The sequence below is a fragment of the Acinetobacter sp. 70_2 genome (assembly GCF_056736115.1).
This window is the reverse complement of record NZ_JBWZIP010000015.1, coordinates 1,108,685-1,123,504: the sequence shown is the minus strand read 5'-3', so window position 1 is coordinate 1,123,504 and position 14,820 is coordinate 1,108,685. Positions and strand designations below refer to the sequence as shown.

The window sequence follows — 14,820 nt, the reverse complement described above, 5'->3', positions numbered from 1 at the left end:
GGCTAATTAACATGACGACAATATCAAAATCATTATTAAATGGACTACCGATAAAAAAATCGAGAATACATGTTTTTGAAATTTTAAATCAGAACCCACATGGCCTAAGTGCAGATAGTATTTATGCACAACTTAAAAATGAATATAAAATTACGCTAGGAACTATTTACCGAATTTTATCTGAATTTGAAAATCGTAAACTCGTCAAAAGAGTGTTTTTGGGAAAAAGTAAAAGTATTTATAAACTCAGAAAAGACAAAATGAGTTGTAATCTGATTTGCTTAAAAACAGCCGAAACTTCAAGCTTTGAACATGAAAAAGTGAAGGAACTATTGCACGAAGTTATGGATATTATTTTTGCAAATACTGGAGCAGACATCAGCAGTGTAGAACTTAATCTCTATACTGAATAAAGAATCCCTTCTAAATTTTCATATAAAAAAATAAAGGACAGCTTCGTACTGTCCTTTATACGTCACTCAATCAATTACTTGATGACTTTAATTCGGGTCGTAGCCGGAATAATTAACGGTGAATTTTTAGCAACATAGCTCTCAAAGGCATCAATATCTTGACCACCACCAACACGGTTCTGGCCATCCTTTAACACCGTAAAGTTGTCGCCACCATCTGCCAAGAAGCTATTGACTGTTACACGGTATACCTTGGTGTCAACCAATGGGGAACCAGCAATCATAATATTGCTTGCTCTCGGTGAAGCTGTTGTATTTGCTGAATATTGATAACTTAACTCTTTAGACGGCTGTAAAATTTTAGGTGAGCTTGCATTTCCACCCGTCCATTGCTGCTCAAGCACATCTCGAATTTGTTTACCGGTCAAACTTAGTGTCACAATAGAGTTACCAAAAGGTTGAACCGCAAAAATATCACCAAAGGTAATTTGATTACTGCTGTTAATCAGTAGGTCGGCACGTACACCACCTGGGTTCATGAGTGTAAAGTCCGAACCCTGATCGCTTGCTTTAAGAGCAGAGGCTTGCTGTGCATCAGCAATCATATCGCCTAGCGGGCTTTCACCACTTTCAGCCTGAGTACGGCTCACAACGGCAGTAGATGTTCCTACCACACGCCCAGAAATAGTCGTTACTGCTTGACGGTATTTATCTAAAATCGCTTCAATACTTGGTGTCTTACTAAATTTTTGATAAAGATCTGTAAGGTTTACAGTGGTGGTACCTGAAGTATAGGCCTCACTTTGAACCGGAACTTGTTTAGCATCTTTTTTAATGATGTCACCGGTTTTACCATCTAGCTCAATCTTAATATCGGTAATCAGTGTGCCATATTGACCAGCTGAAGTCAGTAAGAATGGTTTAGCCGGGTTTTTAGTTGCATAGTCACAAATATAAGATTGATGCGTGTGACCTGAAACAACAATATCAACTGCCGGATTTAAGCGATCTAAAATACCTAAAATAGGCCCACTTAAACCATCACATGTTTTTTGATTAAGCTTAGTACTTGGTGCTGCACCTTCATGGACAACCACCACAAAAGCCTGAATTCCTTGTTTTTGTAGTTCAAGAATTAGGGCATTTACCGTATCTGCTTCATCACGAAATTCAACGTCTTTAATACCAGCCGCAGACACAATACTTGGAGTTGCTTTAAGCGTTAAACCAATAAATGCAACCGGAATTCCGCCATAATTTTTGACTTTATAGGCTGGAAAAATCGTTTTACTTGCATCGTTTTTCATTGCGACGTTAGCGGCAAGGAAATTAAATTTTGCACCACTAAAGTTTTTATTAATTTGGCAGGGTGCTGTACTTGTATATTGTTGACAGCCACCATTTTGCAAACGACGTAACTCATCAGTACCGCGGTCAAACTCATGGTTACCCACTGCATTAAAGTCAATTTGAATATCATTCATGACATCAATGGTAGGTTCATCTAAAAATAGTGAAGAAGTCAGTGGGGAAGCGCTAATTAAGTCACCCGCTGAAACAACAGCATTATTGGGATTTTGAGCTCTAAGTTTCTTAATTGCGTCTGCAAAGTAACTCACACCCCCAACTGGAATACGTACTGTCTGAGATGCATCATTTGGGTTAGCTGCATCAACGTAGCGTTTAGGTGGTTCTAAATTTCCATGAAAGTCATTAAAAGCTAAAATATCGACAGTCTGATTACTTCGGGGTGTAGATATATTTGAATCATTGTCATTGTTATCATTACAACCGGCTAGTAAAGCCATCGCCAGACATAAAGATGTTGTCTTAAATAATATATTTAAAGTCATCATTTTTTATCAATTGGTGAATTAAGATGCATAAAAAATACGCATACTGTGTGAATATTTGATGAAAATTAAATCTTAAGCAAAATCAGATGATCTTTAAAAAAATAATGCTAAGATGGTGGTAGATAAGCATGATCAAAAGGAAATAGATAAGGCGCTAAAACAGATCGTAATTTTTAAGGTTTTCATAAAAAATTCATGAATTTGCAATAAAACAGTTACAAAATGTCCGGTGAATAAAATCGGTTATACATTATTAAATTAATCTTTTTTATTCATGTTCACTTTTTATCAATTATAAGAGTCAAGAATGACATCATTACCTACTTTATCTAGCTCAAACCAGCATAATTTAGAGACATATATTAATAGAGAACTCTCTTTATTAGAGTTTCATAAGCGAGTGCTTGCTCAGGCAAAAGATATTGAACACCCATTACTTGAACGTTTAAATTTTTTAATTATTTTTTCGCGTAATCTGGATGAGTTTTTTGAAATCCGTGTGGCGAGTTTAATCCAGAAAATTAGCCTAATGAGTCAAGCAATTGGGCCAGAAGGTTTGCCATTAGCAGAAGTATTAAAGCAAATTTCGAAAAATGCGCATGAAGCCGTTGAAGAGCAATATAACATTTTAAATTATACGTTGTTGCCACAGCTACAAGGTTATGGTGTTCACTTTATTCAGCACGGCGATATATTAGAAAAGCATAAAGATTGGATTAAAGAGTACTTTTTTAAAGAAGTACAACCTGTAGTTACTCCAATTAGTTTAGACCCTGCGCATCCATTTCCAAGATTGGTCAATAAAAGCCTTAATTTTATTGTGACTTTGGAAGGTAAAGACGCTTTCGGACGCCAAATTGATTTAGCTATTGTGCCGGCACCGCGCTCTTTACCAAGACTGGTTAAAATTCCAGAGCATATTTCTGGTGGTGCAGAGCATTACATTTTGCTCTCGGCTATTATTCATCAGCACATTTCCGATTTATTCCCCGGCATGAAAGCCACAGGGTGTCATCAATTTCGCGTGACCAGAAATGCCGATTTAACCGTTTCAGAAGATGTAGAAGACTTGGCAGCTGCTTTAAAAGGTGAGTTATCTTCACGCCGTTTTGGTCAAGCAGTTCGTTTGGAAGTAGCAAAAAAATGTCCTGAAGAAATTGCTAACTATTTATTAGAACAATTTGATTTAGATGCCGAACATCTTTATTACGTCGATGGTCCTGTCAATTTAGCCCGCTTTATTTCAAACTTTGATTTGCCAGATTTACGCTATAAACCGTATCAACAAGTTTTACCAAAACTTCTCTATAGCAAAAAGCCAATTTTTGATGTGTTAAAAGCAGGTGATGTTTTACTTCATCATCCATTTGACTCTTTTGCACCTGTTATCAAGTTCCTTCGTGAGGCTGCACAAGATCCAAATGTCTTGGCTATTAAACAGACGTTGTATCGTAGTGGTGCCAACTCGGAAATTGTTCAACTTCTTGCAGAAGCTGCGCGTAATGGAAAAGAAGTTACTGCGGTCATTGAGTTACGGGCACGTTTTGACGAAGAATCCAATATTGAAGTAGCCAACGTGTTGCAAGAAGCAGGCGCGGTTGTGGTATATGGCATTGTTGGCTATAAAACTCACGCTAAAATGATTTTGGTTGTTCGCCGTGAACAAGACAAAATGAAAAGATATGTCCACTTAGGTACAGGCAATTATCATGCGGTGAATGCCAAAATTTATACCGATTTTGGCCTGCTTACCAGTGATGCTGAAATTTGTGAAGATGTACATAAGATTTTCCAAGAACTGACTGGTATGGGCAAAATGGCGAAGCTTAAAAAACTTTTTCATGCACCTTTTACCTTGCACTCTCAGTTGCTAGAGCTTATTGAGCAGGAAATTAAAAATCGTCTTGCTGGCAAGAAGGCACATATCATCATTAAAGTGAATGCGCTTACTGAACCACAGCTCATTAGCGCGCTTTATAAAGCTTCCCAAGCGGGTGTACAAATTGATTTAATTATTCGTTCAATTTGCTGTTTAAGACCACAAGTTGCAGGGTTGTCCGATAATATTCGAGTACGATCAATTGTTGGACGCTATTTAGAACATACTCGGGTTTACTATTTTTATAATGATGGTGATACAAAAGTGTTTTGCGCTAGTGCAGACTGGATGGAACGTAATTTGTTCTCGCGTATCGAAACCTGCTTCCCAATCGAAAGTAAAAAATTAAAGAAACAAGTGATTGAAGATGGGCTAAACAATTATCTAAAAGATAATCGTCAAGCGTGGGAGCTACAAGCCGATGGAACTTGGGTGCAATGCCAGCCTAAAGAGGGGCAAGAGCTTTATATTGCGCAGCAACACTTAATGAACTTAGCCGTGTAAAACACCCGTCATAGCAGAATATACATCTGCTATGACTTTTTAATCGCCTTTAATTGATAAGGAGTTATTAAAATTTGGACAAAAAACACAATTATCGAACAATATCTTGTGCCAAGCTTATCTACAAATGTGACATTTTTAATTAGAATAAATTTTTAATTGCTTTATAAGATTTGATCAAGTGATTCATTTCACAAGATTAATCCTAACTGGAGAAAAATTTATGCAATGGACAAAACCAGCTTTCACTGATTTACGTATTGGTTTTGAAGTAACAATGTACTTTGAAGCACGTTAATTATTTCTATTCAAATCTGTCATAAGCCCTAGTTTTGTTCTAGGGCTTATGTCTTTCTAATAAGATATTAATTTTATGTATATTTATATTTTAGGTTCAGCAGCTGGAGGCGGCTTCCCTCAGTGGAACTGTAATTGTCCTAATTGTCATGGTGTGCGTACAGGTACGATTAATGCCAAAGTACGTACTCAATCTTCAATTGCGATCTCAGAAAACGGCATAGACTGGATTTTATTAAACGCATCACCAGATATCCGCCAACAATTATTTGACTTTAAAGCAGCTCAACCTGCGCGTAAATTACGTGACACGGGCATTACCAACGTTATTTTAATGGATAGCCAGCTTGACCATACCACTGGACTGTTAACTTTACGTGAAGGCTGTCCATTGAATGTGTGGTGTACAGAAATGGTCTATCAAGACCTGACCACAGGTTTTCCAGTCTTTAATATGTTGAAGCACTGGAATGGCGGTCTTCAATACAATGAAATTAATCCTAAACAAGCTTTTAAAATTGATGGTTTCGAAAATTTAGAATTTTTACCTTTAATTATTCAAAGCGCTGCGCCGCCATACTCGCCACATCGCCATGACCCGCATGAGGGCGACAATATTGCCTTAATCATCAAAGATCACAAAACACAAAAACAGTTGTTTTATGCGCCAGGGCTTGGAAAGATTGACGATCAAATCATGCAGATTATGCAAAATTCAGATTGTGTCATGATTGACGGTACACTTTGGACCGATGATGAAATGCAACAAACGGGTGTAGGTAAAAAAACTGGCCGTGAAATGGGGCATTTATATATTAGTGGGGAAGGCGGTTCACTGTCTTATTTGAACCAACTCAATACACCCAAAAAAGTGCTGATTCATATTAACAATACCAATCCGATTTTAAATGAAGACTCTGCTCAATTTGCTGAACTAAAAGCACATGGTGTAGAAGTTGCCTATGATGGCATGCAGATCGAACTCTAAGGTGCGCTATGACTCAAACACCTGAAGCTTTAACAACCGAACAATTTAAACAAGCCATTATTGATAAAGGTCAGTATTATCATATCTATCATCCATTTCATGTGATGATGTATGAAGGTAAAGCCACTCAACAACAAATTCAGGCTTGGGTTGCAAATCGCTATTATTATCAAATCAATATTCCACTCAAAGATGCCGCGATCATGGCAAATTGCCCAGACCAGCGCGTACGTCAGGAATGGATTCAGCGCATGATTGACCAAGATGGCGAATATCCTGACGGCGGTGGACGAGAAGCATGGTTACGGTTAGCAGAAGCTGTAGGCTTGAGTCGTGAGCAAGTGATTTCCGAAGAATTGGTTTTACCAGGTGTTCGCTTTGCTGTAGATGCCTATGTAAATTTTGCACGCCGTGCATCATGGCGCGAAGCAGCAAGCAGCTCTTTAACTGAGCTATTTGCGCCTCAAATTCATCAGTCACGACTTGAGTCATGGCCACAGCATTACCCTTGGATTGATGACAAGGGCTATGAATATTTCCGCTCTCGTTTAAGTCAAGCACGCCGTGATGTTGAACATGGTTTAACAATCACGCTTGATTCATTTACCACACATGAACAACAACAAAGAATGCTGGAAATATTGCAATTTAAACTGGATATTTTATGGAGCATTTTAGATGCCTTAACACTGGCATACGTACACAACGAAGCACCATATCATAGCGTGACTCAAGAACGGGTATGGCACAAAGGACTATTTAAATGAATAAAGAACAATTTGATGTAAATCTTGTGCCTACATGGCGACAAGGTTACCGCTTTCAATTTGAGCCTGCTCAAAATAGCTTTGTCATTTTATATCCTGAAGGCATGATCAAATTAAATGAAAGTGCAGGGGCCATTGGACAATATATTGATGGGAAAAATAATGTCTCTGCCATTATTGCCCAGCTCAAGCAACAATTTGGCGATATAGCTGAAATTGACAACGATGTTATTGATTACATGTTAGTTGCACAGCAACAGCACTGGATTGATTTTATATGACTAATGGTGTTGGTTTACCACTATGGCTACTAGCGGAGCTAACGTATCGTTGTCCGCTACAATGTCCATATTGCTCGAACCCTTTAGACTACGCACAGCACAAAAATGAACTGACTACTCAAGAGTGGTTTGACGTTTTCGATCAAGCTCGGCAAATGGGTGCTGTACAGCTCGGGTTTTCAGGTGGTGAACCTTTAGTACGTCAAGATCTGGAACAGCTTGTGGCACATGCACACCAACTCGGGTTCTACACCAATCTCATTACCTCAGGCATGGGACTTACCGAACAGCGTATCTCTCATTTAAAACAAGCTGGCCTAGACCATATTCAAATTAGCTTTCAAGCAAGTGACCCAGTTGTTAATGATGCTTTGGCAGGATCAAAACATGCTTTTGAACAAAAGTATGAAATGTGCCGACTTGTTAAGAAATATGATTATCCGATGGTTCTTAATTTTGTGATTCATCGGCATAACATTGACCAAATTGATAAAATTATCGAGCTTTGCCTTGAACTTAATGCAGATACAGTTGAGTTAGCAATTTGTCAGTTTTATGGTTGGGCATTTTTAAACCGTCAGGGTTTATTACCAACACAAGAACAACTCATACGTGCCGAACGTATTACCAATGAATATCGCGACAAGTTAAAAGCGCAAAATCATCCTTGCAAACTTATTTTTGTAGTCCCTGACTATTACGAAGAAAGACCAAAAGCTTGTATGAATGGCTGGGGTAAAATTTTCTTTACGGTAGCGCCAGATGGTATGGCTTTACCTTGTCACGCCGCTAGACAGTTGCCTATTTCTTTCCCAAATGTTCGTGAACAAAGCCTATCAAAAATTTGGTATGAGTCTACAGGTTTTAATCACTTCCGTGGCGATGCATGGATGCCAGAAGGGTGTCGTAGTTGTCCAGATAAAGACCGCGACTTTGGTGGCTGTCGTTGCCAAGCCTATATGTTAACAGGCGATGCAAGCAATGCAGACCCTGTTTGTGGTAAATCGCCATATCATCAGCTGATTGAAAAAGCGCGTGCCGAGAGCGAACTCGATTCCTCTCTAGAAAAACTGGTGTTCCGTAACACTAAAAATTCAAAGCAATTTACGGTTCAGCAAAATATTCCTGTTCAAAATATTGCAGATGAATAGCGGTGAGTACGTAAATATGAATCATGGCTCAGTTCCTGTTTTTGATGGTCATAACGATGCACTAACGCGCCTTTGGTTAAGCGATCATCGCGATCCTGCTCAAGCTTTTATTCATGACCGTTTAGCGGGGCATCTCGATTTAAAACGCTGTCAAGAAGCAGGCTTTGTTGGCGGTATGTTTGCTATTTTTTTGCCACCTTTTGCCTATGTTCAGCAGCACCATCCTAATAAGCTTTTTGACCAAACTTCATCTGACTTCACACAGCAGCAAATTGAACAAATTTGTCTGGAACAACTCGATTTAGCAAAACAACTGGTTGAATATTCTAACGATATTCAAATTTGCACAACTGTTCAGGATATTCAGCACTGTTTAGCAAAACAAAAGCTAGCCATTGTATTGCATATGGAAGGCGCCGAAGCATTACAGCACAATCCAGATTTACTCGATGTATTTTATGATGCAGGACTTCGTAGCATTGGGCCGCTTTGGAATAGACCCAGTCGTTTTGGACATGGTTTAAATGCTAAGTTTCCCCATTCACCCGACACGGGAGCTGGCCTTACACACGAGGGCAAAACATTTATAAAGCGCTGTGCTGATAAAAAAATGGTGATTGATGTTTCCCATATGAATGAACAAGCTTTTTGGGATACAACTAACATTCTTCAACAGCCGATTGTTGCGACTCATTCGAATGTCCATACTTTATGTCCACAAGCCAGAAACCTAACAAATGACCAACTCATAGCGATCAGAGACTCTAAAGGCATAGTTGGGGTAAATTTTGATGTGGCTTTTTTACGTAAAGACGGGCAACGTGATGCCAACACATCCATTGATGTACTTTTAGAGCATCTTGAATATTTAATAGATCAAATGGGGGAAGATCATGTCGGTTTTGGTTCCGACTTTGATGGAGCACTCATTAGCCATGAAATTGAAGATGTGAGGGGGCTACAACTACTCATTGAAGCAATGCAAAAAAGGCATTATTCAAATGAGACTATAGAAAAAATTTGTTTTTCTAACTGGTTAACCGTACTAAATCGCATTCTAAGTAAATAATTTATTGCTAAACATATTGAAAATAGCGAATTATTTTGCATTTTTTATTGGCCGAAATGACTAAAAAAAGTACAAATGGTTTAATTGTCAACCATTCGGTAAATTAATTAGAATCGATATTACTAAATGTAAGAACATTTGGTATTTCAGGTCTTTAGTGGTTTTCACGTGCGCCCATTTCTTTATGAGAAGTAGAAATGGGCGTTTTTTATTGCTCAATTATAAAATGTGAATCTCATCACAAGAATGACCAATTAATTGCAAATGATCCCTTTCCCATCTTGACTAAAAGTTCAGCATTAAATACATTGGAATTGTATTTAAAGATAAATAAGATTGCTTAAAGCAATTAATAATACTGCTTAATCCTGAAATACAGTAGAAAGCCTATTCTATTTTTAGAATAGGCTTTTTGCTTTGTATCAAAATTTATTTTTGAAACTATTACACTCTTCAATTAACATAAAAATTAAATACCTTACAAAAGCGGTTCAAATCAAAGCCCTTAAATAACAAAGAATGTGCTATTAATTTAAGTTGATTTCTCAAAAGTTTCTCCGTCAACTGAAGAGGTGCAAAATGTTAAAATCAATTTTAGTACTAGGAACAGGTATTGCTATTGGCATGTGCGTGTACAAGAAGAAGCAGAAAAATAGTAAGAGCTTTAGCACAGGTAGTGACACTGACTCATTAATTAACAAAGATAATAACAAAGTTAAAGATGATGGTTCACTCGATAATGCGGTACAAGTTTAGAACTTCATAAGGGTTCATCAGTGAACCCTTCTAATATTTAAAATTAACTTTATCTAAAATAAAAATAAGACTAATAAGTTAATTTAAAAATAAATTTCATGTTATATAAAATTTTATCATTCATTTAATTATTTGAGACATATTTAATAAAACAAAAAGAACACTTTAAATGTTAAATTTTACACATTGTAGCAAAACAAACTCTATTATTTTTTATGTTAAGAATAAGAAAATGGAGACTAAAATGTCTAAACGTCATATTTTAAAAGAAGTTAATGCAAAAAGTATGTGTGGTATGGAAATTGTGGTAGAGCAAATTTTTGAAAATGCACTTGAAAAAAGTTTGGCTTCAACTGCAATAGAACAAAACTGGTTACCGCTTTCCAAGATTGTGATTTCAGACAAAGTCATCAATTTAGATCAAGACAATACTTTTGCTCATCCAAGAACAGGTAAAGTTTTTAAGGTCTTAAACTCTTAAACAATTTGGTTTTAGCATGAATATAAAAGAAATAATTGAGGCGAAACACTTAACTGTTTCGCCTCAATCAGTTTTATGGATTAGTTTTCTTCTTTAAAAATAGTTTTTCTGCTGCTCCTAACACAAAAATAAAGAAGACCGGCACGAAAAATATAGCCAGAATTGTCGCAGAGATCATACCTCCAAATACACCAGTCCCTAGAGCATGCTGAGTTTCTGAACTCGCACCACTTGCAATTACCAACGGAATCACACCACAAGTAAAGGCAAGGGAAGTCATTAAAATTGGACGTAAACGTAACTTCGCTGCCGCAACCGCTGCTTCAATTAAGCTCATACCTTCTTCTTTAAGCATTTTTGCAAACTCAACAATTAAGATCGCATTTTTGGCAGATAAACCAATAATAGTAATCAGACCAATTTTGAAGAAAATATCATTTGGCATTCCTCTTAACATAATGGCTAAAATAGCTCCAAAAATACCTAAAGGAACAACCAACATAACGGAGAGTGGAATTGACCAACTTTCATAAAGTGCAGCTAACACTAAGAATACGACCAACATCGATAAAGCAATGAGAAATGCCATTTGCGATTCAGATTGCTTTTCTTGCAGTGAAATACCTGTCCATTCATAGCCAATTCCTTGAGGAAGTTTGGCAATCAATTTTTCCATTTCTCGCATTGCATCGCCTGAAGAAACTCCAATATTAGGAACCCCAGCAATACTTAATGAAGGACGGCCATTATATCGATTATATTGCTGCGGCAACTTGTTCCACTGTGGAGTAACCACCTCAGATAAAGACACCAGTTGTCCATTTGCGCCTGCAACCTTCAGGTTCAAAATATCTTTTAAATGCATTCGCGATTGTGCATTGGCTTGAACAATGACTTGCTGCATACGACCTTGATTTGGGAAGTCATTGATATACATGGATCCCATAGAGGTCGAAATAATATCTGAAACAGAAGCAAAGCTTACACCTAAGGTATTTAACTTCTCACGGTCTATTTTCAAACTAATATTGTCACCTTGTGGCAAACCTTCTGGGTAAACCATATAAAACTTTTTGTTTTGAGCGGCCATTTCCATGAGTTTTGTTTGCGCCGAAATTAAAGCTGGCATTCCTAAATTGGCTTTATCTTGTAAACGCAAGCTAAAACCTGAAGATGTACCTAACTCATCTATGGCTGGAGGAAGTACCGACATCGTTGTACCTTCCTTACTTTTCGCCATTTCTGCATTAACAAAGTTGGTATAGTCAGTTGTAGATTTATCACGTTCACCAAAATCTTTTAAAGTTGTAAAAGCGAGCGCAACGTTTTGGCCAGCACCACTAAATCCCCAACCCATAATTGAAATATTGTTTTTTACATCGGATTGTTCATTTAAATGACCTTCAAATTCTTTGACAATTTTTTGAGTCCGTTCTGCAGTTGCATCAGAAGGTAATTGGAACGAAGTTAAAAACCAGCCTTGATCTTCTTCAGGCATAAAGGCAGTTGGCCAATATTTCATGCCGGCAAAAGTTAGGCCTGTAATCACCACAAAAATGATGAATGTCGGAATCGTATGTTTAACAACTTTTAAAAGAATAACTTCATACTTTTTTGTGACCTTATCAAAGCTTCGATCAAACCATGCATAAAATCCTTTCTTTTGATGGTGAGCATCAATTGGTTTGAGCAAGGTTGCACAAAGTGCGGGAGTTAGGGTTAAAGCTAAAAATGCTGAGAATAAAATTGAAACCGACATGGTAATCGTAAATTGGCGATAGATAATACCAACGGAACCACTTGCCAAAGCCATAGGCAGAAATACAGCAGCCAACACCAAGGTAATACCAATAATTGGGCTGGTAATCTCGGTCATGGCCTTAGAGGTCGCTTCTTTAGGCGATAAGCCTTCAGTTGCCATAATCCGTTCAACATTCTCGACCACCACAATCGCATCATCGACAATAATCCCGATGGCAAGCACCATACCGAACATGGTCAACACATTAATTGAGTAACCTGTCAAAAGCATGATGGTAAAGGTGCCGAGCAGGGCAATTGGTGCCACGATCGCAGGAATTAAGGTATAGCGAACATTATGAAGAAATACATACATCACAATAAAAACCAGCACCATGGCTTCAAGTAAGGTATGCACTACTTTTTCTATCGAGATTTTAACGAAAGGTGCAGTGTCATAAGGAATACTGAATTGCATTCCTTCGGGTAAGTTTACTTTTAATTCATCGAGTTTCTGCTTTACCGCATCGGCTGTTTTTACTGCATTTGCACCAGGACTGAGCTGAATTGCCGCAGCCGTTGCAGGTTTACCATTTTCTAAAATTGCAAAGCTATACGATTGTGCGCCCATTTCTACATCGGCTACATCCGATAACTTAATATGAGCACCGCTAATATTGCTCTTTAAGCTAATGTTCTTAAACTGCTCAACTGTTTCGAGTTGGCCTTGAGCAGATAAAGGCACTGTAATTAGCTGCCCGTTGACTAAAGGACGGTCACCAAGCCGACCTGGTGCAATATCAATGTTATTGCTGCGAATCGCATTGTTTACATCACTAATTGAGAGTCCATAAGAAACCAATTTATTGGGGTCAACCCAAATCCGCATTGCTTTTTCAGCACCAAAAGACTGAATTTTTCCGACACCCTCAACACGTTTAAGCTCTTCGACCACATTACGGACCAAGTAATCACTTAAATCGACCTCTGAATAACGATGGTTAGGTGAGTTTAAACCGACCAGCATTAAAAAGCCTGAAGACGATGCTTCGACTGCTAGACCTTGTTGACGAACAACTTGCGGTAAGCGGGCTTCAACCGCTTTAATCTTGTTTTGTACATCGACCTGAGCCATATCGACATCAGTGCCGGGTTTAAACGTTGCAGTAATTTCAGCGGTTCCTGACGAATCGGTTGTCGCGCTATAGTAGAGTAAGTTTTTTACTCCCGACATTTCCCGTTCAATGAGGGTAATAACGCTATCATTAATCGTTTTGGGAGTAGCGCCAGGATAGCTTGCTGTAATGTTCACCTGAGGCGGCGCAACACTTGGAAAGCGTGCAATAGGCAACTTTGGAATACTCAGTACACCAAATAAAATAATAAAAATCGCAATTACCCATGCAAAAACAGGGCGGCGAATAAAGAATTGAGACATCATTTAGTATCTCCTTGCTTCACCGTATTTTCTGTCGAGGTTGCTTTCCATGCTGAAATCGCTAGCTTTTGGTTTGGCTGAATACGCTCAATCCCTTCAACTACAACTTTATCTCCAGCTTTTAGACCTTTATTGATGAGATAAAATTGTTGATATTGTTGGCCTAGCTCTACAGGACGTATATCTGCACCACCTTTGGCATTTACAACATAAACTTGTGGGTCGCCGTTCATATTGCGCTGAATAGCTTGTTCCGGAACAAGTAAAGCCTGAGGAACAGATGCGCGTTCAATGTTGACGCGCACATACATGCCCGGTAGTAATTTTCTTTCAGGATTGGTCACTTCAATACGGATGGTGACATCACCCGTTTCAGGGTCAACATTAATATCTTCAAAAAGCATTTTTGCCGACACGTTATAAGGTTGTCCCAAACTATTTAAAATTTGCACACCTTTTTGATTGCTGGCAGATAACTCACCACTTTGTAAGGCTGCCTTTAAGCGCTCATATTCACCAATAGACTGTTTTACGTCGACATACACTCGGTCAATTTGTTGAATGGTAGCCATTGTATTGCTATCAGCTTGGCTGACTAGAGCACCTTCGGTCACAAATGATTTACCAATACGGCCTGAAATTGGTGCTCGTACTGTGGCGTACTGTAAATTAAGATTTTGACGAGCCAGCAAAGCTTTCATTTGGGCAACATCCGCAATCGCTTGTCGATATTGCGACTCGGCATTACTTACTTCTTGCTTACTAATTGCGTTACTTGGTAAGAGTTGCTGATAGCGTTCAAGTTGTACTTTTAAACGATTAACTTCTGCTTCTGCTTTATTTAGACCAGCTCGATTACTATTTACATCAGCTTCAAAAATTTCCGAGTTTATTTTATATAAAGGTTGTCCAGCCTTGACTTCACTACCTTGGGTGAACAGAACTTTTTCAACAATACCGCCTACCTGAGGACGAATTTCGGCTGTACGAAAAGCTTGAACACGCGCAGGTAAGTTTTCACTAAAATTCACTGCCTGCGGTTGAAGTGCTAAAACAGTGACTTTAGCTTCTTGCGCTTGTGTTTGATCTGTCGCTTGTTCTTTACCACAGCCATGTAAAACAAGACTAATTGAGAATATGAATGGAACTAAAAAATGCTTCTGCACTTTTGTAACACCTAATGGATTTCTAGATGCTGAC

13 protein-coding genes are annotated in these 14,820 nt (G+C 38.2%); 10 read left to right on the top strand and 3 right to left on the bottom strand.

Features of this window, described 5'->3' with window-relative positions:
* The first annotated feature begins 11 nt into the window (after window positions 1-11).
* Window positions 12-413 carry a Fur family transcriptional regulator gene (locus AC1PJ9_RS14295; RefSeq protein ID WP_311087627.1) on the top strand — a complete coding sequence of 134 codons (402 nt, stop codon included), beginning with the start codon at window positions 12-14 and terminating at the stop codon, window positions 411-413.
* 74 nt (window positions 414-487) lie between these two features.
* Here the strand turns inward: AC1PJ9_RS14295 and AC1PJ9_RS14290 are convergent, their stop codons facing one another.
* On the bottom strand, window positions 488-2,269 hold the full coding sequence (locus tag AC1PJ9_RS14290) for a bifunctional metallophosphatase/5'-nucleotidase (RefSeq protein ID WP_311087626.1): 1,782 nt from the start codon (window positions 2,267-2,269) through the stop codon (window positions 488-490).
* A 307-nt stretch (window positions 2,270-2,576) separates the two neighbouring features.
* On the opposite strand from AC1PJ9_RS14290, the gene ppk1 reads away from it, so the two are divergent.
* The 9 genes from ppk1 (at window position 2,577) to AC1PJ9_RS14245 (ending at window position 10,442) form a co-directional block, all read left to right on the top strand.
* A complete protein-coding gene (gene ppk1, locus AC1PJ9_RS14285) occupies window positions 2,577-4,652 on the top strand; it encodes a polyphosphate kinase 1 (RefSeq protein WP_311087625.1) in 2,076 nt (691 codons plus the stop codon).
* A gap of 223 nt (window positions 4,653-4,875) precedes the next feature.
* Window positions 4,876-4,950 (top strand): pyrroloquinoline quinone precursor peptide PqqA, encoded by a 75-nt coding sequence (gene pqqA / locus AC1PJ9_RS14280; RefSeq protein WP_001982218.1) that lies wholly within the window; start codon window positions 4,876-4,878, stop codon window positions 4,948-4,950.
* Between the two features lie 75 nt (window positions 4,951-5,025).
* Window positions 5,026-5,937 (top strand): pyrroloquinoline quinone biosynthesis protein PqqB, encoded by a 912-nt coding sequence (gene pqqB, locus AC1PJ9_RS14275; protein WP_311087624.1) that lies wholly within the window; start codon window positions 5,026-5,028, stop codon window positions 5,935-5,937.
* 8 nt (window positions 5,938-5,945) lie between these two features.
* A complete protein-coding gene (gene pqqC, locus AC1PJ9_RS14270) occupies window positions 5,946-6,704 on the top strand; it encodes a pyrroloquinoline-quinone synthase PqqC (protein ID WP_000195110.1) in 759 nt (252 codons plus the stop codon).
* Complete coding sequence (gene pqqD / locus AC1PJ9_RS14265) at window positions 6,701-6,985, top strand: pyrroloquinoline quinone biosynthesis peptide chaperone PqqD (RefSeq protein ID WP_002049970.1); 285 nt, start codon at window positions 6,701-6,703, stop codon at window positions 6,983-6,985. Before pqqC ends, pqqD begins: the two co-directional genes overlap by 4 nt.
* Window positions 6,982-8,136 carry a pyrroloquinoline quinone biosynthesis protein PqqE gene (gene pqqE / locus AC1PJ9_RS14260; protein WP_311087623.1) on the top strand — a complete coding sequence of 385 codons (1,155 nt, stop codon included), beginning with the start codon at window positions 6,982-6,984 and terminating at the stop codon, window positions 8,134-8,136. The genes pqqD and pqqE overlap by 4 nt, the downstream gene beginning before the upstream one ends.
* A gap of 16 nt (window positions 8,137-8,152) precedes the next feature.
* Window positions 8,153-9,205, top strand: coding sequence for a dipeptidase (locus AC1PJ9_RS14255; RefSeq protein WP_311087622.1), 1,053 nt, complete (start codon window positions 8,153-8,155; stop codon window positions 9,203-9,205).
* Window positions 9,206-9,784: 579 nt separating this feature from the next.
* Window positions 9,785-9,961 carry a hypothetical protein gene (locus AC1PJ9_RS14250; protein WP_311087621.1) on the top strand — a complete coding sequence of 59 codons (177 nt, stop codon included), beginning with the start codon at window positions 9,785-9,787 and terminating at the stop codon, window positions 9,959-9,961.
* A 244-nt stretch (window positions 9,962-10,205) separates the two neighbouring features.
* A complete protein-coding gene (locus AC1PJ9_RS14245) occupies window positions 10,206-10,442 on the top strand; it encodes a hypothetical protein (RefSeq protein WP_311087620.1) in 237 nt (78 codons plus the stop codon).
* Between the two features lie 73 nt (window positions 10,443-10,515).
* Here AC1PJ9_RS14245 and AC1PJ9_RS14240 read toward each other — a convergent pair whose 3' ends face one another.
* Entirely contained in the window at window positions 10,516-13,623 is a 3,108-nt protein-coding gene (locus AC1PJ9_RS14240; RefSeq protein WP_311087619.1) for an AdeB/AdeJ family multidrug efflux RND transporter permease subunit, read from the bottom strand.
* Window positions 13,620-14,786, bottom strand: a complete 1,167-nt coding sequence (locus tag AC1PJ9_RS14235; RefSeq protein ID WP_311087618.1) for an efflux RND transporter periplasmic adaptor subunit — start codon at window positions 14,784-14,786, stop codon at window positions 13,620-13,622. Before AC1PJ9_RS14235 ends, AC1PJ9_RS14240 begins: the two co-directional genes overlap by 4 nt.
* Between the last annotated feature and the right edge of the window lie 34 nt (window positions 14,787-14,820).

Coding starts and splice junctions, on each gene's coding strand:
- pqqC (WP_000195110.1), top strand. CDS start 5,946: ATGACTCAAACACCTGAAGCTTTAACAACCGAACAATTTAAACAAGCC.
- AC1PJ9_RS14240 (WP_311087619.1), bottom strand. CDS start 13,623: ATGATGTCTCAATTCTTTATTCGCCGCCCTGTTTTTGCATGGGTAATT.
- ppk1 (WP_311087625.1), top strand. CDS start 2,577: ATGACATCATTACCTACTTTATCTAGCTCAAACCAGCATAATTTAGAG.
- AC1PJ9_RS14255 (WP_311087622.1), top strand. CDS start 8,153: ATGAATCATGGCTCAGTTCCTGTTTTTGATGGTCATAACGATGCACTA.
- pqqB (WP_311087624.1), top strand. CDS start 5,026: ATGTATATTTATATTTTAGGTTCAGCAGCTGGAGGCGGCTTCCCTCAG.
- AC1PJ9_RS14250 (WP_311087621.1), top strand. CDS start 9,785: ATGTTAAAATCAATTTTAGTACTAGGAACAGGTATTGCTATTGGCATG.
- pqqE (WP_311087623.1), top strand. CDS start 6,982: ATGACTAATGGTGTTGGTTTACCACTATGGCTACTAGCGGAGCTAACG.
- AC1PJ9_RS14245 (WP_311087620.1), top strand. CDS start 10,206: ATGTCTAAACGTCATATTTTAAAAGAAGTTAATGCAAAAAGTATGTGT.
- pqqD (WP_002049970.1), top strand. CDS start 6,701: ATGAATAAAGAACAATTTGATGTAAATCTTGTGCCTACATGGCGACAA.
- AC1PJ9_RS14290 (WP_311087626.1), bottom strand. CDS start 2,269: ATGATGACTTTAAATATATTATTTAAGACAACATCTTTATGTCTGGCG.
- AC1PJ9_RS14295 (WP_311087627.1), top strand. CDS start 12: ATGACGACAATATCAAAATCATTATTAAATGGACTACCGATAAAAAAA.